This is a genomic window from Bradyrhizobium sp. 40 (assembly GCF_023100925.1).
GTDB lineage: Bacteria > Pseudomonadota > Alphaproteobacteria > Rhizobiales > Xanthobacteraceae > Bradyrhizobium.
In genome coordinates this window covers 3,457,629-3,475,599 of record NZ_CP064688.1, presented here as the reverse complement: position 1 = coordinate 3,475,599, position 17,971 = coordinate 3,457,629, and the positions used below count along the sequence as shown (strand labels likewise).

Annotated in this window: 16 protein-coding genes; 2 read left to right on the top strand and 14 right to left on the bottom strand. The window is 62.2% G+C overall.

Annotated elements, in window-relative coordinates:
• Positions 1-483 precede the first annotated feature (483 nt).
• Together IVB40_RS16920 and IVB40_RS16915 are read left to right on the top strand one after the other, a co-directional pair.
• On the top strand, positions 484-702 hold the full coding sequence (locus IVB40_RS16920; protein WP_247819371.1) for a hypothetical protein: 219 nt from the start codon (positions 484-486) through the stop codon (positions 700-702).
• A gap of 171 nt (positions 703-873) precedes the next feature.
• Entirely contained in the window at positions 874-1,698 is an 825-nt protein-coding gene (locus IVB40_RS16915; RefSeq protein ID WP_247819370.1) for a hypothetical protein, read from the top strand.
• Between the two features lie 38 nt (positions 1,699-1,736).
• On the opposite strand, the gene IVB40_RS16910 is transcribed toward IVB40_RS16915, so the two are convergent.
• The 14 genes from IVB40_RS16910 to nuoN form a co-directional block, all read right to left on the bottom strand.
• Positions 1,737-2,423, bottom strand: a complete 687-nt coding sequence (locus IVB40_RS16910; protein ID WP_247819369.1) for a class I SAM-dependent methyltransferase — start codon at positions 2,421-2,423, stop codon at positions 1,737-1,739.
• Positions 2,424-2,432: 9 nt separating this feature from the next.
• On the bottom strand, positions 2,433-5,780 hold the full coding sequence (locus tag IVB40_RS16905; protein WP_247819551.1) for an adenylate/guanylate cyclase domain-containing protein: 3,348 nt from the start codon (positions 5,778-5,780) through the stop codon (positions 2,433-2,435).
• A 334-nt stretch (positions 5,781-6,114) separates the two neighbouring features.
• Positions 6,115-7,167 (bottom strand): oligopeptide/dipeptide ABC transporter ATP-binding protein, encoded by a 1,053-nt coding sequence (locus IVB40_RS16900; RefSeq protein WP_247819368.1) that lies wholly within the window; start codon positions 7,165-7,167, stop codon positions 6,115-6,117.
• Positions 7,160-8,140, bottom strand: coding sequence for an ABC transporter ATP-binding protein (locus IVB40_RS16895; RefSeq protein WP_247819367.1), 981 nt, complete (start codon positions 8,138-8,140; stop codon positions 7,160-7,162). Before IVB40_RS16895 ends, IVB40_RS16900 begins: the two co-directional genes overlap by 8 nt.
• Positions 8,137-8,958: an ABC transporter permease gene (locus IVB40_RS16890; protein ID WP_007603580.1), complete on the bottom strand. Its 822-nt coding sequence runs from the start codon at positions 8,956-8,958 to the stop codon at positions 8,137-8,139. Before IVB40_RS16890 ends, IVB40_RS16895 begins: the two co-directional genes overlap by 4 nt.
• On the bottom strand, positions 8,955-9,878 hold the full coding sequence (locus tag IVB40_RS16885) for an ABC transporter permease (RefSeq protein WP_018455074.1): 924 nt from the start codon (positions 9,876-9,878) through the stop codon (positions 8,955-8,957). Before IVB40_RS16885 ends, IVB40_RS16890 begins: the two co-directional genes overlap by 4 nt.
• Positions 9,879-9,938: 60 nt before the next feature.
• Positions 9,939-11,528 (bottom strand): ABC transporter substrate-binding protein, encoded by a 1,590-nt coding sequence (locus IVB40_RS16880; RefSeq protein WP_247819366.1) that lies wholly within the window; start codon positions 11,526-11,528, stop codon positions 9,939-9,941.
• A gap of 131 nt (positions 11,529-11,659) precedes the next feature.
• A complete protein-coding gene (gene mtnK / locus IVB40_RS16875; RefSeq protein ID WP_247819365.1) occupies positions 11,660-12,940 on the bottom strand; it encodes an S-methyl-5-thioribose kinase in 1,281 nt (426 codons plus the stop codon).
• 31 nt (positions 12,941-12,971) lie between these two features.
• Positions 12,972-13,319: a hypothetical protein gene (locus tag IVB40_RS16870; protein ID WP_027518238.1), complete on the bottom strand. Its 348-nt coding sequence runs from the start codon at positions 13,317-13,319 to the stop codon at positions 12,972-12,974.
• A gap of 30 nt (positions 13,320-13,349) precedes the next feature.
• Positions 13,350-13,625, bottom strand: coding sequence for a DUF1467 family protein (locus IVB40_RS16865; protein ID WP_027518239.1), 276 nt, complete (start codon positions 13,623-13,625; stop codon positions 13,350-13,352).
• Positions 13,626-13,634: 9 nt separating this feature from the next.
• Positions 13,635-14,039 (bottom strand): methylmalonyl-CoA epimerase, encoded by a 405-nt coding sequence (mce, locus tag IVB40_RS16860; RefSeq protein WP_106944962.1) that lies wholly within the window; start codon positions 14,037-14,039, stop codon positions 13,635-13,637.
• 13 nt (positions 14,040-14,052) lie between these two features.
• Positions 14,053-15,723, bottom strand: coding sequence for a ribonuclease J (locus IVB40_RS16855; protein ID WP_247819364.1), 1,671 nt, complete (start codon positions 15,721-15,723; stop codon positions 14,053-14,055).
• Positions 15,723-16,529 (bottom strand): biotin--[acetyl-CoA-carboxylase] ligase, encoded by an 807-nt coding sequence (locus IVB40_RS16850; protein ID WP_247819363.1) that lies wholly within the window; start codon positions 16,527-16,529, stop codon positions 15,723-15,725. Before IVB40_RS16850 ends, IVB40_RS16855 begins: the two co-directional genes overlap by 1 nt.
• 1 nt (position 16,530) lies before the next feature.
• Positions 16,531-17,967 carry an NADH-quinone oxidoreductase subunit NuoN gene (nuoN, locus tag IVB40_RS16845; RefSeq protein ID WP_007603562.1) on the bottom strand — a complete coding sequence of 479 codons (1,437 nt, stop codon included), beginning with the start codon at positions 17,965-17,967 and terminating at the stop codon, positions 16,531-16,533.
• Positions 17,968-17,971: the final 4 nt, after the last annotated feature.

Sequence of the window (17,971 nt, the reverse complement as noted above, 5' to 3'; positions counted from 1 at the left end):
AAGGACTTTCAGTGGAGCACGCTCGACACCTTTTGACGCGGACCGGTTTGAGCCGGCGCTTAGGCGCGTTTGACAGGTCGGGCAACACAGGAGCACGATGTCATGATGGCGATCCGCCCGCAGCGGGCCCGGGTCCTCGTGACGCGCGCTACTCGATCCTCTTTGGGGTGCGAGACCAAAGGCGTGGACCACTTAAGTCGCCAGAACTCGCGTCGCAGCATCTCCACCTCTAGATGGCAATCCTACCCATTCAATGCGCCAACAGACGTCAAAGTCGGATCGTCTAGGGAAATCCAGCTTATTAAACAACAATCTACGACCACGAGGGTCCTGCGCTGTGCCTAGTACGGCTTCCTTCGATGAGGAGGGAGCAGCACCCGCGGCGGCAAAGCTTGCAGCATAGCGACCGATAGGGCGACGACGGGTGTTCCACTCAGCGCGAGGTGATAGTATCGTCAGCCATTGTTGAATCTGGAGGGTAATATGGCTTCGAAGAAAATGGATGAGGGCGATGGCCCGCTGGCCAAAGATTTCGTTGCAGTTCGTGTCAATTTAACGTCGGCTCAATTGGACCAAGTTCTCACCGCGCTCGGTGTTGCAAAGAAGCACAGGGCTAATTTTACTCCGGGCCAAGCCTTCATTGTGCAAAAGAGGAAGCCAGCCTCGAAGAAGAAGTCACAGCGACGGCCAGCAAAGAAATAGGCGCAGCAGACATTGACGAGTGACTGGAAGCTTACCTCGGTTCTTAGACGCGCGGGATCACTCAAACGGTCTCGATTGATAAGGTCTCCGGCCTTTGAAGGAGATCTTGGCGCGTTCAAGCTCCTGCCGAGTGAAACACCTGTGTCGTTGGAACACCCATCCGGAAGGTCCATGTCAGTCCTTCCGGGTGACATTTTTCTCGCGACGCCAGGTCATCGTGAATCGACCCGATGGGTCGTCGGTGGCGTTCCCATAGAGGGACTACTTCCGGACAAGGAGTATTCGATACTATCGAGCTGCGGAATTGTCGGCGAACTGGTCGGCTCGTCCTCGCAAAGGAAAAATCCCCTCGGCAAAGTCGAATTTCTCGGAACGTTGGGGTTGAACAAAGCGAATCTTCGAGATTTTTCGGCAATCAGCGAAGAGGAAGGCGCGGACAAAGGCGCAGAACTGTACCTGATCGTGGGCACGTCCGCGGAGGTTGGAAAAACGACGGCCGGCCTCACGATCTTACGGTCGCTTCTTCATCAGGGTTATTCGCAGGTCGCGGTACTCAAGGCGACCGGGACCTCGTCGATCGTCGAACTCTTGACCTATCGGGATTTCGGCGCTTTCACCACGCTGGACTGCGTCGACTTCGGCCTTCCTACCACCTACCCGTCTGAGAGAGCTGATATTTCGCCGATTTTTGATCGCGCCATTCAGTACATTCTTGGGTTGCCTGCCCAAGCCGTATTGATCGAGTGCGGCGGAGACATCCTGGGTGCAAACGTTCCAGTCTTCCTCGAACGTCTCAAGAAAGCGCGCCCCGTTGACAAGCTCGTGCTCGCCGCACCGGACTCACTGGCGGCATTTGGGGGCCTCCGCATCCTGGAAACGATGGGCTTCGCGGCGGATCTGCTGACTGGCCCCTGCACCGACACGCCCACCCTGCTGGAGAGGACACAGAAACTCTGCGGGATTAAAGCGATGAACATGTTGGGACCACGTCCTTAACCACAAGGTTTGATGTTCGTCCAATCCCTTCGTGCCGGCTAATTCATCTTAATGCGTGCGCTGATCGCCCAAAAATGCGTTAATCGTGTGATCCGCACTCGATCGCAATATTCCGAAAGCGAGTACCTCAACTCATCATCGGCAGGATAATTTTTGACAATTTCATAGAGCGAATTGTCTCTGCCCACTCTTATTTCGTATCTGTCGCCGAATCGATCGTGCCTCGAGATCGGGTTCTTCGTCGCATTCTTGCGATAGACTTCATCGACGAGCAGGAGCTTTGCGCCTGGCGCCAGCCGCGACATCAATTGCGCGATGAATTTTCCTTGCTCCCGTTTTCTCAGATGTGACCACCAAAGCATGGCGATTCCAACTTCGAATCTGGTGTCGAATGCGGGCAGCAGGAATGCGTCGGCGGTTACGAGCGAAACATTCGAGCCAAGGCCACGCCCGGCTGCAACGGCCAACGTATCGGCGTTACAGTCGGTCGCGAGCACCAGCCTGGCCGATCGGGAACACACTTGTGTCCAATAGCCCGTGCCTGCGGCTATCTCCAACACGCACTTTCCCTTGACGTGTCGCGCTACCCATCTTCGTAGTCGGGCAAGATCCGCCTGACGCCGACGCAGTTTGTAAATGTCATCGTATTCAGCCGATCGTTGCTTGTAGTAGGCCTTGAGTGCGCCCGAGCCGCTGCGGATCATGGCTCCACTGGCTTTCAGCATAGAAATCGCTCAATCCTCCGCAGGATTTTCGGACAAGCACTGTGCATCGACGACGGCCGTTATGCGAGCGAGAAGTTTTGAGGCAATCTTGAATTCCAACGTCGATTGACCTTCCGTCAGACCAGACAGAGCTGCCAAAAGGACCTTGTACGCCGCGCCGACCTTACCTTCGGCATGCCAGCACGCTGCCTGGGCGGCCGCGGCTCTCAGCTCCCAAAGCCTTGCTCCCTGCCCTCTGGCTATCGCAACCGCCTCGGCAAGCCACAGGTCTCTTTCAGTGGCGGTTGCCGCGCAAACCAGGGCACGCATCCGCATGATTTCGGACTTGCACCAGGTCTCACCCGTGAGCTCCACCAGTTGGAATGCCCTCTCCAACAGCATGGACGCCTCGGCACCCTGCCCTCGTTCGTGGTGCACCTCCGCGGCCGCAGTCATGAAGAACGGCAGAATGACCGAGTGACCAGCCTCGTCTAGCTCGGCAATGTGGCGCCTCATGGCTTCCAGGTGACTTACAGAGGCTTCCGTCCGCGACAACGCCCATGAGTGGAAAAAGCCGCCTTCGCGCTTCCCCAGAAAGGTTTCGTGATCTCTGTTTACTTCCAGAAGTCGTGCCGAAAGCGCTGCACAGCCCTCCACGTCGCGCCACATGATACGCTGTACACAAGCCCTCCTCATGGCAAGCACCAGCGTTATGACATGATTAAGCGATTCCGCATGCCTCACACCTTTCATTGCCGTTTCACAGCCGGATTCGGGATAGCCCATGGCGGTCTGCGACATTCCAATTATCGTATACATGGACGCCTTCATGTCCCGGCTGGCCAAATTAGCCTCTGGGCCATCCCGATCCACTTCGTAGTCGGTCAGCAATCTGGAGAGGACGTCGCAGGTCTCGCCAAACTGTCCACGAAGGAAATGCGCCAAACCGGCAGCCCGGAGCGACATCACTTCCGACCGGGAGCTAGCTAGTTTTGTATCCTGGTGAAGATTTCGAATATCGGCGGCGCATCGAGATAGGTTTTCCGCATCCGAATGAGTAAAATGATAGTTGATTAGACCATCATAGACTCTCAGAAGAGATACGGCATCACCGGTACGCAGGCTCAATGTACGAGCCTGCTCATAGCAGGTCAGGACCTCTTCGCTGCCCGACCCACGAAGATCTATGAGTGCCCGCCCGAGCTGTAATTGCAACATCAGTTCCCGTTCAGCGCTTTGTGTCTCCGATGGAAGGAGGTCTTGTTGACGAAGAGCATTCTTCAAATGGCTGGCTTTCTCGGCTAGCGCCGAGCGACCTGAGGCTTTTTCTGCGGCGAGCAAATAATACTCGATGGATCGGGCCGGCTCACCGGCCTCTTCAAAATGCAGCGCCAACACCTCCGGGTTGGTTATCGGACTGTGTTCGGCGGTTCTTTCCAAAAGCAAAGCAAGGCGGAGATGCAAGTGGCGCCTGCGATTACGCAAAATGGAGTCATAGGCAGCATTCTGAACCAGAGCATGCTTGAATGAGTAGGCGCTCTCGGGCGCGTGTCCGCGACGATTCACAAGCCCCGCCGCAGTTAGCTCGTTGAGCGCGGCAACCAAAATGCTCTCATCCAGGTCACTGATGCTCTTGAGAACGTCGAACGAAAACTCTCGTCCTATCACCGATGCCGTCTGAGCCACTTCTTTCGCATTGGGGTGACGATCCAATCGCGCTGTTAGAGATGCGTGGAGTGAGGGGGGGACCAACGAACGTCCCACGCCAATTTTGAGCTGGTCCAGCTGGATTTCCAAAACTGATTTAGTTAGCTCCTCAATATGCAGCGGCACGCCGTCGGAGCGGGATACTATTTCATCGACTATTTCCGCTGACAGGGCATGCTCGCCAGCGACCGCACCAACAAGAAGAGCTGCGTTCCGCCGATCGAACCCGGTCAGGATCAAGTGTGTCACTTGCGGGCGGGTAATCCAAGGCGGCCGAAACTCCAAGCGACCGCTGGCGATCAACATGAGAGGAAATTGATCTATTTCGTCGACCAGCCTGTCTATCAGATCCAACGTAACCTGATCCGCCCAATGCAAGTCTTCGAAGACAGCCAACCTGGCAGATCGAGACGTCTGCATTCTCAGCAACCGAATGATCGAAGCCAGGGTCATGTCTCTCTTCCTGCGCGCCGACAAATCGAGCGGCAGGCTTGGCGTTGGCATGGTGATCGAAAGAAGGTCGCCGATAAAAAATCCATCGACTTCTGTTGCGCCGTATTCGGCGAGCAGACGCGCCAACTTCACCGACCTGACGGACACGGAATCTCCGCCTTCAATCATCGCCGCGAGCTCGATGTGGCGGATGATCGGGTAAAGCGGAGCGTCCTGCTGGTGTGCTGAACATGAAAACTGCAGCGGCGGAAGTCGATCTCCTTCCTGACTTGCATCCTCAAGGACCGAAATGAGCCTGGATTTCCCAACCCCTGCTTCACCGATCAATAGACACATCACCCCTTGACCGGTGAGAACCTGCTCCCATCGGCGCAGAAGCAGGCTCTTCTCCTCCGTTCGGCCGATCAGGGGCGTCTCAATCGAACGAAGAGCCTTGAAACGACTCCCGATGATGTTTTCCTTGGTGACCGCCCAAGCAGTTACCGGCCCTTTCAGGCCTTTCAGATCCAAGGGGCCCAAGCGTCGGTACTGAAACATCTCACCGGTCAATCGACGTGTCGCCTCATCGATCACCACCGAGCCTGTCTCTGCGATGGCTTGCAGTCTCGCTGCGAAATTCGGAGTTTCGCCGACCGCGGTTTGAGAATCCCGGTCACCGTCTACGATCGCGCCGATAACGGCTATTCCCGTGGCGATACCGACGCGACAACTGAGCGAGCCGGCGGGTCCCGCCGGGGTGCTCAGACGACGAACGGCCTCAACCGAAAGCAAGGCACTCCGCACCGCGCACTCAGCCTCGTCCTCATGTGCGCTTGGATAGCCAAAATATGCGAGTATGCCATCGCCAATGTAGCGAGCGACATATCCTCCGTTTTGCGCGATTAGGTTCGTTACACAATTGTGGTGAGCAGAGATCACTTCGCGCAAATCTTCCGGGTCCAACCTCGTGCCAAGCGCTGTCGACCCGACCAGGTCGACGAACATGACCGTTAGCCGACGACGCTCAGCCTGCGGCTTTGCGCCGGTTTTTGAAGCATCGGCTGTTTCGCGTTGTTCGGGAAATTCCTTTGCGCTCGTCTGGCCGCAGACAGAGCAAAATCGCGCGCCGGCAGCGTTCTGGTATCCGCACGAACCGCATTGCCATGAAAGAGGCATGCCGCAGTCGCGGCAAAACTTCGAACCGGTAGCAACACGCAACCCACAGCGGGAGCAGAGCATATCCACCTGCTAATCCGGACCGCGCTGCGTCCAATTTGGCCTAATAGAAGCTCAGAGTCCAGCTGACCTGCTGTCGCGTGTCAGCACGGGTGCTGCGTGAAAACTCATTGCGCATCCGCAAACCACCTCCTGAGCACTGGGACTGCCATGATCCGGCTTCGGACCGGCTGGCCAGGCAGACAACGCACGTCACCATAGTTGACGGTTCTGTAGACTACGGTCACAGGTTGTCAGCTCTCGTCCCGGGCGCTCCGTTCCGGTATCTCGCCAGTTGCAGAGTACCCCTTCGTGCGCCCCGGTTAGTCGCTAGCGCATATCGGACGTGCGCTCCAGGCTACGTGTGACCACTTTCGCTCAAAGCCGGCACCGACCGCGCCGCAATCTCGTCGGCACGCCAGCATCTTACCGAATGCCCGTCGGCTCGCGTCTCCAGCACCGGCCCCGGCTCGCTCCGACATACTTCCTCCGCATACCGGCACCGCGGGCTGAAGGCGCATCCGTTCGGCGGATTGAGCGGGTTGGGAAGGTCGCCGCCTGTCGTCGCCAGCGGTGCATGACGCAAGGGATCGGGGATGGCGGCGATCAGGGCTTGCGTATAGGGGTGCGCCGGCCGCTCGAAGATCTCGCGCCAGTGGCCGTTCTCAACGATGCGGCCGAGATACATCACGGCGACCTTGTCGCTCATGTGTTCGACGACGCCGAGATCGTGGCTGATCATGATGTAGGAGAGACCGAGGGTTTCCTTCAATTCCAGCAGCAGATTGATGATCTGGGCGCGGATCGAAACGTCGAGCGCCGAGACGGGCTCGTCGCAGATGACGATCCTGGGATTGAGGATCAGGGCGCGGGCAATGCCGATGCGCTGGCGCTGGCCGCCCGAGAATTCATGCGGGTAGCGGTCGGCCTGCTCAGGCCGCAGGCCCACATGCCGCAGCATCTTCGCGACGCGGTCCTCGATCTCGCTCTTGGCCGTGACGCCATGCACACGCAGGGGATCTTCGAGCGTGCGGCGAACGGTCTGGCGCGGATTGAGCGAGGCGTAGGGATCCTGAAACACGATCTGCACGACGCGGGCCAGCGCCTTCCGATCGCCGGATGGCCGGTTGGTCACGTCGTGTCCGTCCAGCACGATGCGGCCGCGCGTCGGTGTCTGGAGGCCAAGGATCGACAATGCGACCGTGGACTTGCCGGAGCCGGACTCGCCGACGAGGCCAAGGCATTCACCGCGCTTCAGGGTGAGATCGACGCCGTCGACGGCGCGGAGCAGCCGACGGCCGCACCCCAGCAGGCCGCCGCCGAGCGGAAAATGGACCGCGAGATCCCTCACGCTGAGAATGACATCGTCGTCCGGCCGTGTCTCATCCAACCTGTCCTGCGGCTCATGCATGGTGGTGACACCTGACCAGACCGCCGGCGTCGAGCAAATCCGCTTCCGGCGGGATGGACCGGCAAATATCGGTCGCCTGCGCGCAACGCGGATTGAACCGGCAGCCGCTGGGGAAATTCGTGATGGCCGGGACCACACCCGCGATCTCCGTCAGCCGGGTCCGGCCAAGCGCGGCGCGACTGCCGAGCCGCGGCAGCGAGGCGACCAGGCCTCGCGTATAGGGGTGCGAGGGTGCCCGGAAAATATCGGCCGAGCCGCGCTCCTCGACGATGCGGCCGGCATACATCACGGCCACACGGCGACAGACATTGGCGACCAGCCCCAGATCGTGGCTGATCATCAGGATTGCGGTTCCCCGCTTGGCGCATAAATTCCGCATCAGCTCGATGATTTCGGCTTGCACGGTGACGTCGAGTGCCGTTGTTGGCTCGTCGGCGATCAGGAGATCCGGACCGCAGGCGAGCGCGATGGCGATCATCACGCGCTGGCGCATGCCGCCCGAGAGCTGGTGCGGGTAATCCTTCACGCGCCGCTCCGGCGCGGGAACGCGGACGCTCGCCAGCGCCTCGACCGCCAGCCTGTCGGCTTCCCGCCAGCTCTTGCCCTTGTGCAGCACGAACATCTCGGCGATCTGCCGGCCCACCGGCGAGACCGGGTTCAGCGCCGTCATCGGCTCCTGGAAGATCATGGCGATGCGATTGCCGCGCAGCTGGCGCTGCTTGGCCGCGGAAAGGTGCTGGATCTCCCGCCCCTCAAACCGGATGACGCCGCCGCCGATCGACAATGGCTGCCGCAACAGGCCGATCAAGGCGAGCGCCGTGATGCTCTTGCCGCAGCCGGATTCGCCGACCAGGCCGAAGGTCTCGCCGCGATCGATGCGGAATGAAATGCCCTCGGCCGCCGCAACGCGTCGCGATCCATCGTCGAGATCGATCCGCAGATCCTCGACTTCGATCAGCGGCGCGCCGGTCATGTGCGCCGGCTCCGCGATTGTGGATCGAGGATGTCGCGCAGGCCGTCGCCGAGCAGATTGAGCCCGAGCACCGTCAGGAAAATGGCAAGGCCGGGAAACACCGAGAGCCACGGCGCTGTCGTGATCTGGTCGCGGGCGTCCGACAACATGCTGCCCCAGCTCGGAAACGGCGGGCGGACACCGAGGCCGAGAAACGACAATGCGGCTTCTGACAAGACCGCGCTGCCCATGCCGAGCGTGCCGATGACGACGATCGGCCCTAGCATGTTGGGCAGCAGCTGCGTGATCATGATGCGCAGATCGCCGTAGCCGAGCACGGTCGCGGCCTGCACATAGCCCTGGCTCCTGAGCGACAGCGCGGAGGCCCGCGCGATCCGGCACGTGAAGGACCAGTTGGTCAAGCCGAGTGCGATCAGCAGGCTGGTGAGGCCGGGACCGAGCACCGCCATGATGGCCAGCGCGAAGATCAGCGATGGGATCGCGAGCATGAGATTGGTCAGGCCGTTGACGACATCGTCCCACCAGCCGCCCCAATAGCCGGCGCTCAGGCCCAGCGCCACGCCGATGACGCTGTTGATGAGCTGCGAGACGATGCCGACCGTCAGCGAGACGCGCGCGCCATAGACGACGCGGGAATAGATGTCGCGGCCCTGATCGTCGGTGCCGAACCACCAGGTCCAGCTCGGAGGCTCCTCCGCGTTGAGCAGATTGGCATCCAGGACGGGGTCGGTATGCGCCAGCCAGGGCGCGAGCAGACCGACCAGGATTGCGAGCGCGAACAGCGCGCCACCGATGATGAGATTGGCGCGCAGCTTCATGCGTATCGGATCCTGGGATCGATCACCCCATAGAGCACGTCGATCAGCAGATTAATGGCGAGAAAGGACAGCACCACGACAAGAATGGAGCCCTGGACGGCCGGAATGTCGCGCTGCAGGACACTGTCGACCAGCAGCGAGCCGATGCCCGGCCAGGAATACAATTTCTCGACGACGACCGCCTGCCCCATCAATCCGCCGAACTGCAGGCCGACGGTGGTGAGAATGATGACGAGCGCGTTGCGCATCACATGCCACTTCACGACCCGCGTCTCGCTCATGCCCTTGGAGCGCGCGGTGCGGACGAAATCCGCGGTCATGATCTCGAGCACCGCGGCGCGTGTGGTCCGGGCGAACAGCGCCATCGGCGAGACGCCGAGCGTCACGGCCGGAAGGATCAGGTACTTCAGTCCGCCATCGCCATAGCCGAAACTCGGCAGCCAGCCGAGCTTCAATGCAAACAGATACATCAGCACCAGTCCGAGCCAGAATTTGGCGATCGAAAGGCCTGACACCGCCACGACCATGGCCAGCGTGTCGACGATGCCTCCCGGCTTGAGCGCGGCGATGAAACCCAGGGGTACGCCGATCACGACGGAAAACGCCATGGCGGTGAAGATGAGCTGGAGCGTCGGCCATATCCGTTTGGCGATCATGAACGTCACAGGCTCCCGCGTCCGGAACGAGGTTCCGAAATCGCCGGTCGCAAGCTTGGCGATGTAGGCGCCGAAACGGACATAGACGGGATCGTCGAGGCCGAGCTGCTTCTTCATGCGCAGCTCGACCTGCGGATCGGCATCGTCGCTCATGGACGAGACGATGCTGCCGGGAACGACGCTGAACAGCACGAACACCAGAGCCACCACGGCGAGCACGGTCGGAATGGTCTGCAGCAGGCGGCGGAACAGGAACGAGAGCATCGGCACTTTTCCTCTCCCCCTCCGTCGTTCATGGCGACGGAGGGAGCGCGAGAGCGGGTGTCACTTCGCGGGCGAGGTCTCGTCGACCCAGAGGTCTTCGACGTTCTGATGAGTCAGCTCCGTCGCGTTCAGCTGAATCCCCTTCAGCCACGGCTGCACCGCCATGACGGCCTTGTTGTAGTTGAAGAACCAGACCGGCGCCTCTTCGTACAGAACAGCATTGGCCTTCTGCAGCAGCTGGGTACGCTTTGCAGCGTCATCGGACTGCCCGGCCTCGTCGATCAGCTTGTCGAACTCGGCATTCTTGAAGTTCATATAGTTGCAGGCCGACTGCGGCGTCGATGAGTGGAAGCATTTGAGGGCGGCCTGGGGATCGGGTCCGGTCGCTTGGGAATAGACAAAGGCCTGATAGTCGCCGCTGCGGACCACCTCCGCCAGCACCGCTGTTTCGACCTGCTTGACCTTGGCCTTGATGCCCACCCGGTCCAGCATCGGGATCACGGCCGAGACGATCGGCAGGCCCCAGCTCTCGTTCTGGCTGGTGGTCCATTCGAATTCGAAGCCCGAGGGATAGCCGGCCTCGGCGAGCAGCTGCTTGGCCTTGGCGGGATCGAAGGCGTAGGGCTTCATGGCCTTGTCGTAGACGGGAGAGGTCAGCGGCAGCCAGCTGGTCGCGCGATAGGCCTTGCCCTTGACCAGCTTGTTGATGATCAAATCGGTGTCGATCGCATAGTTGATCGCCTGCCGGACACGCTTGTCGGCAAATGGCTTGAATGCGGGATTCATCCCCATGTAGCGGGTGAAGACCTCGGCGACTTCGACGACGGTGCCCTTGAGGTCGGCGTCGTTCTGATAGGCGACATATTGCGCCGGTCCCAGCACGGAGGTGTCGATCTCCTTGTTGCGGAAAGCGACATCGCGGGCCGCGGCCTCGCCCATGACCGACACGATGATCTTGTCGGCGTAGGGCTTGCCGGGCTTGTAGAACCGGTCCCATCGCTCCAGAACGATGCGCGATCCCGGCACGTGCTCGACGAATTTGAAGGGTCCAAGACCGATCGGCTTCTGGAGAAAGCTCTCCTTGGCGGCTTCGTCGGCGGGATAGATCGACGTGATCGCGTTCCAGAAGTAGAAGCCCGGATCGACTTTCTCGGTCAGCTTCATCTCGATGGTAAACTCGTCGATCTTCTTCAGGCCGGAGATCTCCTTGGCCTGGCCCTTCTCGACCGCCGCCGCGCCCTCGATCACGCGGACATAGCGCGCGCCGGGATATGCCTTGGTGCCGTCCATGATGCGGTTGTAGGTCCAGATGACGTCGTCGGCCGTCATCTTGCGGCCGTTGTGGAAATAGGCGTCGTCGCGCAGCTTGAAGGTGTGGACGAGACCTCCGCCCGAGACGACGTCCTCCTTGGCAAGCTCCAGCACCGGCTTGCCTTCCGTGGAATTCCAGATGTAGAGCGACCGGTGCAGGGCCTTGGCGTAGATCTCGTCCTGGGCGCGCTGCGTGGTGTGAATGTCCAAGCTTGTGAAGCTCGACCCATAAGGCGCGGTCATGCGGACGGTTCCGCCCTTGCGCGGCGTCTGGGCCTCCGCCGAGGCCGCCAGTGCCAGCCCCAGACCCGCGACGATCGCCACTATCCTGAACATCATGGTCCCTCCGACAACGCAAGCCGTGCTCTGGTCCGAGAGTTGACCATCCACGGCGGGTCGAGCGCAAGCGCCTTGAAGGGGTTGACGTATGCGAGCGTCGCGCGGGCCCCGCCGATTTGCGAAGACGCCCGCTAGAACTCCGGCTGCCAGTCGCGCAATTTTCGCGCTGCAGAAGTAACGTCCGCGATGGCCGGAAACGCCCCCCCCTCCAGCATCAGCGCGCGCGCCAGCCGCACCGCGCGTGCTTCGCTGGTGGCGCGCCGGCGCGGATCATCGATCAGCTCGAAATCGATATTGTGGGCGAGGCCGAAGATGCGGCGGATGGTTTTTGCCGCGGCGAAACCGACCGTATCCGCGAACAGCCGCTGCATGTAGGCCTGCCGCTCGGCCTCCAGCCGTGCCGCGCCTGTCTCGCCGGCGAAGAGCGAGGCGGGATAGGCATCGCCTGCGGCGCCAGCGCGCCAGAGATCGAGGAACTTGCGGGCGAACGCGTTCCAGACCTGCTCGACCGTTTCCAGCACCCAGGCTTCGAAGGCACGCCGCTCGCCCGGCACGCGCTCATGGCCGGCGGAGGCAAAATAGGCCATCAGCAGGTTGGCCAGCACGGCGCCGACATCGAAACCCATCGGGCCGTAGAACGCGAATTCGGGGTCGATCACCCGCGTCTGGATCTCCGTCACCATGATCGAGCCGGTGTGCAGGTCGCCGTGGAGCAGCGCCTCGGGGCTCGCCATGAACTTCAGCTTCAGCCGGGAGATCGCGACATGCAATTCCATGTCCTCGCGCAGCTCTGCGGCGAGCGCATCGAGATATGGCGCGGTCCAGCGGTTTTGCTCGGCGATCCGGTAGGGATCGGTGAAGATCAGATCCTCGGTGATCTTGCACAGCGCATGGTTGCCGGCGAAGGCGGCGATGCCCTGCTTCTTCTCGGCCGCCGACAGCGCGAGGTCGGAGGTGAAGAACAAGGTCTGCGCCATGAAGGTGGTGATGTCATCGACAAAGCGCGGATATTGCGTCCCCGCAACCATCCCCTTGCGCATGATGATGTGGGGCTCGAGCAGCTCCATCACCGTCAGCGCCAGGGTCTCGTTGTGATGCAGCAGCGCCGGCACGAGGCCGGGCGCGAGCTCGTCCTGCCGCGACAAGGCGAGATATTCGTAATGAGCCCGGGACAGCGGCAGCGGCCAGCTCTCGCCGACCAGGCGGACATAGGGCAGCGCCTGCTTCACGGCGACGCCGCCACGGCCGCCCTTGACGATGAAAACGAGATTGAGATTGCCGTCGCCGACTTCGGTGATCGACCAGGAGGCCGGCTCGCCACCGAGGGTCGCAGCGATATCCGCAACGCCTGCGAGATAATCCCGCAAGGCCGCCTCATGCAGAATCCGGTAGTCCCCCTGCCCCTGCGCCATGACGATCCCATCCCATATAGGGGCCGGATCGTTACTCCCGCTCCAGGAAGCTCGAGCCGATCTCGGCCTTTCTTTTGATCGGATCGTAATCACAATAGACGCTGTCCGCCACCAGCGTGTAGCTGGCGCTGACGGTGTATTTGTCTGTTTTGACCGAGTTCAGGCCGATCACCGCGGTGCTCTTGCCGCCGTTCCATTTGAACGGCGTCGAGCTCTTGGCCTGCTCGCAGGCGACCACGGCCTCGTTGAAGACGTAGCCCTCGACGAACGCCTTCAGGGTGCGCACCTGCACGGCCATCTTCCACTCGAAATACCCGATGGCACCGAGGCCGGCGACGATCAGCACCAGAAGCGCGACGACGATCCGCTGAAAAGTCATTGGTCCCCCAACAAAGCCAACCAAAAATTCTTAGAACGGCATGCCCATCAATTTCGACAGGCGCTCGATCGAGAGATAGCCGGCGTGATAGGCGACCATGGCGATCCCGTAGATGATGGCCGAGATGATCGTGGTCCAGATCAGCTTGCTCCTCATTCGCGTCAGGATCGGCGCGCCGGGATCGCTGCCCGGCACTCCGACGCCGTCCTCGTGCTGGCTGCGCACGCCGAACGGCAGCGTCAGGAACAGCGCGACCCACCAGATGACGAAGTAGATCGCGATTGCGGTTGAGATCTGGATGGCCATGGCTTCGGCCTATGCCTGCTCGATTTCGACCAGCGCGCCGGAAAAGTCCTTCGGGTGCAGGAACAGCACCGGCTTGCCGTGGGCGCCAATCTTCGGCACGCCGTCGCCGAGCACCCTTGCGCCCTCCTTCACCAGCGTGTCGCGCGAGGCGATGATGTCGACCACCTCGTAGCAGACGTGGTGGATGCCGCCGTCGGCGTTGCGATCGAGGAACTTAGCGATCGGCGAGGCTTCGCCGAGCGGCTCGATGAACTCGATCTTGGTGTTGGGCAGCGTCGCGAACACGGTGGTGACGCCATGCTCGGGCAGCGCGACGGCCTCCGAGATCTGGGCCCCGAACGCGGCGCCATAGATCCTGGCGGCCTTGACGGCGTCCTTGGTCGCGATCGCGACATGGTTGAGCCGGCCCAGCATTGTGCTTCTCCCGTTACACTGTCAGGACGTGTACCAGACAGGGGGGCTTTTTACCCCAATGTTCGTTGATCACGGAGCGGACAGCGCGTCGCACCGACTCCGCCAGCGCATCCGCGTCGCGACGGCGCGCCTTCGGCAGGCCCTCGACGGTGGAGACCACGGCGTCGAAGACGATGTCATCGAAGGGCTCGCCCGCTCTGTTCTTCTCGGGGATGCCGACCAGTTCGACCGCGGGATCGTCGGCAAGCTCGCCCTGCTCCGTCATGACGATGGCGACAAAGGCGCAGCCGGAGAAGGCCATGCGGCGCCGCTCGACCACCGCGCGGGACTTGGAGTCCTCCAGAATCGTGCCGTCCTTGTAGAGACGGCCCGCAGGCACTTGCCCAATGATGCCGGGATCGCCGGGGCCGAGCTTGACCAGATCGCCGTTGCGGCAGACCAGTACGCGCGGCACGCCGGCGGCACGCGCGAGCTTGGCGTGCTCGTTCAGGTGCAGGGCCTCGCCATGGACCGGGATCAGGAGCTGCGGCTTGGTCCAGGAGATCATGTCGCGCAATTCGTCGCGGCGGGGATGACCGGAGACATGGACCAGCTGGTCGCGGTCGGTGATGACCTCCACGCCCTGCAAGACCAGGCCATTGATGATCGCGCCGACCGCCTTCTCGTTGCCGGGAATGGTGCGCGAGGAGAAGATGACGCTGTCGCCGCGGTTGAGCGTGATCTCGGGATGGTCGTCATTGGCGATGCGCGCCAGCGCGGCACGGGGCTCGCCCTGGCTGCCGGTGCAGAGCGCCAGCACCTTGTCCTGCGGCAGGTGACCGTAGACCTCGGCGGAGCGGAAGCTCTGCACGCCGTCGAGATAGCCGGTCTCGCGCGCGACCTGCACCACGCGTTCCATGGCGCGGCCGACCACGACGACCTCACGGTCGGCGGCCTTCGCGGCGATGGCGACGGCCTTGAGGCGCGCGACGTTGGAGGCAAAGGTCGTGACCGCGACGCGACCCTTGGCGGCCTTGACCAGCTCGGTGATAGATTTGGCAACCTCGGCTTCCGAGGGCGAGCGGCCGTCGCGCACGGCGTTGGTGGAATCGCCGATCAAGGCGAGCAGGCCCGCATCGCCGAGCTCCCGCAGCCGCTTTTCGTCGGTCGGGCGGCCGATGATCGGGGTCGGATCGATCTTCCAGTCGCCGGTGTGCAGCACCGTTCCAACGTCGGTGTGAATCGCCAGCGCATGCGACTCCGGAATCGAATGCGCGACCGGAATGAACTCGACGTTGAACGGGCCGATATCGACGCGCCCGCCTGACGGCACCACCGTCACCGGGATCTTCGGCGCATTGCGCTCGGCGGCGCATTTGGCCTCGAACAGCGCGGCGCTGAACTGGGTCGCGTAGATCGGGCATTTCAGCTTCGGCCACAGGTCGATGATGGCGCCGAAATGGTCCTCATGGGCGTGGGTCAGCACCAGCCCCATCAGGTTCTTGCGTTCCTTCTCCAGGAAGCTGACGTCCGGCATGATCAGGTCGATGCCCGGCAGATGCTCCTCGTCGCCGAAGGAGACGCCGAGATCGATCGCCAGCCAGGCCCGCTGCTGGCGGTTGCCGAGGCCGTAGATCGACAAATTCATGCCGATCTCGCCGACCCCGCCGAGCGGCGCAAATACGAGTTCTTCAGGCTTCGCCATCACGCAGCTCCCACGGAGGCAGCCGTGCCGAAGAACACCTCGCCCGCGGCCACCGGCACGCGCCGGCCCTCCGCGGTGCGGACGATCAGGCAGCCGGTGTCGTCGATCGTGTCAAAAATGCCTTCCAGCGTCATCACTCCCGTGTGGATCGCGACCCGCTCGCCGAGGCCGGCGGCGCGCTCCAGCCACAATTTGCGAATTTCGGCAAAGCCGCGACCATTGTCCCAGATACCGCGGAATTCCACCCACGCGTCCGAGAGCGCCGAGAACAACTCCTCCGCGCTGATCTGGACGCCGAGCGCGGCCAGTGACACCGCCGGTGTGGGCGTGCCCTCGGGCGCGGCGACGACGTTGGTGCCTATGCCGACAACGATGGCGAGACGCTCGCCGATGGCTTCGGCCTCCAGGCCGATGCCGACCAACTTCTTGCCGCCGGCCAGCACGTCGTTAGGCCATTTCAGGGTGTAGCGGGGACGGCCCTCGCCGAGGCGCAGTGCCGCCTCCAGGCTGACCTTCTCCAGGGCGGCCTCCTCGGCCAGCCCGGCCGCAAAGCCGATCGTCGCGGCGACGGAAGGGGCGACGTCGAGGACTTCGAGGACGCTGGCTGCAAGGTTACCCTTCGGTGCGATCCAGGCGCGTTGGCGGCGGCCACGGCCGGCGGTCTGCTCCGACGTCACGAACCACATCGGGCCGCGTTCGCCGCCCCTTGCGTGCTCGATCGCCTCGGTATTGGTCGAGCCGGTCCGTTCGAAAGCTGCGAGCTTGTAGCCCGCCGACGCCGCACGAGGACCGAGCGCGAATGCCATCCTAGAACAGCGACTTTGCCGCGGCGGAGGCAACGCTCACCACGGGACCTGCGAACAGGGCGAACAGAATGTTGAACAGGCCCGCGACCGCCAGCACCGTCTTGACTTCGACGCGCACCGGATCGACCTGTCCGGCCGGCTCGTCGAAATACATCGTCTTGACGATGCTGAGATAGTAGTAGGCGCCGACCACGCTGGTCAGCACGCCGATGACGGCGAGCGTGAACAAATTCGCCTTGATGGCGGCGACGAAGACGTACCATTTGGCGAAGAAGCCGGCGAGCGGCGGAATGCCGGCGAGCGAGAACAGCAGCATCGCGAACATGAAGGCGAGCAGCGGATTGGTCCGCGAGAGCCCCGCGAAATCGCTGATCTGCTCGACCGGCTGGCCGTTGCGCTTCATGGCCAGGATGATGGCGAAGGAGCCCAGCGTCATCGCGACATAGATCACGATGTACATCAACACGCCCTGCGCGCCCTCGACCGTGCCTGCGGCAAGACCGACCAGGGCAAAGCCCATATGGCCGATCGAGGAATAGGCCATCAGGCGCTTGATGTTGCTCTGTCCGATCGCGGCGAACGAGCCGAGCGCCATCGAGGCGATCGACACGAACACCAGGATCTGCTGCCACTGCGAGACGATGCCCGGGAATGCGGTCAGCGTAACGCGGGTGAAGACCGCGAGCGCGGCCACCTTCGGCGCCGAGGCGAAGAAGGCTGTCACGGGCGTCGGCGCGCCCTCGTAGACGTCGGGCGTCCACATGTGGAACGGCACCGCCGAGACCTTGAAGCAGAGGCCGGCGAGCAGGAACACGAGGCCGAACACCAGGCCGACATTCGAGATCGTCGCGGCCGCCGCGATGCCGGTGAAGGCGACCGTGCCGGTGAAGCCGTAGATCAGCGAGGAGCCGTAGAGCAGCATGCCCGAGGACAACGCGCCGAGCACGAAGTACTTCAGGCCGGCTTCGGTCGACTTGGCGTTGTCGCGGTTGGAGGCCGCCACGACGTAGAGTGCCAGCGACATCAATTCGAGGCCGAGATAGAGCGAGATCAGGTCGCCGGCCGAGATCAGCACCATCATGCCGAGCGTCGAGAGCAGCACCAGGATCGCGTATTCAAAGATACGGCGCGACGGATCCGACAGGAATTCGGTCGACAGCACCAGCGTCACCGCCGAGCCGATCAGGGCCAGGATCTTCATGAAGCGGGCAAAATCATCAACGATGAAGCTACCGCCGAAGGTCACGTGCTTGCCCGCGGGCAACATGTATTCGAGCACGCCGACCACGATCAGGAGCAGCACCGCGAGCGTCGTGACCGTCTTGGTGGTCTCCTGCCCGCGATAGGCGCCGAGCATCAGGAGTGCCATGGCCCCGACCGCGAGCACGAGCTCGGGCAGCACCGGCGCCAGTTGATAACCTGCAGTCTCAAAGCTCATGGCG

Excerpts from the sequence above, each read along its gene's own strand:
- IVB40_RS16905 (WP_247819551.1), bottom strand. The coding sequence starts at position 5,780 with ATGCTCTGCTCCCGCTGTGGGTTGCGTGTTGCTACCGGTTCGAAGTTT.
- IVB40_RS16865 (WP_027518239.1), bottom strand. The coding sequence starts at position 13,625 with ATGGCCATCCAGATCTCAACCGCAATCGCGATCTACTTCGTCATCTGG.
- IVB40_RS16895 (WP_247819367.1), bottom strand. The coding sequence starts at position 8,140 with ATGACCGGCGCGCCGCTGATCGAAGTCGAGGATCTGCGGATCGATCTC.
- IVB40_RS16920 (WP_247819371.1), top strand. The coding sequence starts at position 484 with ATGGCTTCGAAGAAAATGGATGAGGGCGATGGCCCGCTGGCCAAAGAT.
- IVB40_RS16885 (WP_018455074.1), bottom strand. The coding sequence starts at position 9,878 with ATGCTCTCGTTCCTGTTCCGCCGCCTGCTGCAGACCATTCCGACCGTG.
- mce (WP_106944962.1), bottom strand. The coding sequence starts at position 14,039 with ATGCTGGGCCGGCTCAACCATGTCGCGATCGCGACCAAGGACGCCGTC.
- mtnK (WP_247819365.1), bottom strand. The coding sequence starts at position 12,940 with ATGGCGCAGGGGCAGGGGGACTACCGGATTCTGCATGAGGCGGCCTTG.
- IVB40_RS16850 (WP_247819363.1), bottom strand. The coding sequence starts at position 16,529 with ATGGCATTCGCGCTCGGTCCTCGTGCGGCGTCGGCGGGCTACAAGCTC.
- IVB40_RS16915 (WP_247819370.1), top strand. The coding sequence starts at position 874 with ATGTCAGTCCTTCCGGGTGACATTTTTCTCGCGACGCCAGGTCATCGT.
- IVB40_RS16890 (WP_007603580.1), bottom strand. The coding sequence starts at position 8,958 with ATGAAGCTGCGCGCCAATCTCATCATCGGTGGCGCGCTGTTCGCGCTC.
- IVB40_RS16870 (WP_027518238.1), bottom strand. The coding sequence starts at position 13,319 with ATGACTTTTCAGCGGATCGTCGTCGCGCTTCTGGTGCTGATCGTCGCC.
- IVB40_RS16900 (WP_247819368.1), bottom strand. The coding sequence starts at position 7,167 with ATGCATGAGCCGCAGGACAGGTTGGATGAGACACGGCCGGACGACGAT.
- IVB40_RS16855 (WP_247819364.1), bottom strand. The coding sequence starts at position 15,723 with ATGGCGAAGCCTGAAGAACTCGTATTTGCGCCGCTCGGCGGGGTCGGC.
- IVB40_RS16880 (WP_247819366.1), bottom strand. The coding sequence starts at position 11,528 with ATGATGTTCAGGATAGTGGCGATCGTCGCGGGTCTGGGGCTGGCACTG.
- nuoN (WP_007603562.1), bottom strand. The coding sequence starts at position 17,967 with ATGAGCTTTGAGACTGCAGGTTATCAACTGGCGCCGGTGCTGCCCGAG.
- IVB40_RS16910 (WP_247819369.1), bottom strand. The coding sequence starts at position 2,423 with ATGCTGAAAGCCAGTGGAGCCATGATCCGCAGCGGCTCGGGCGCACTC.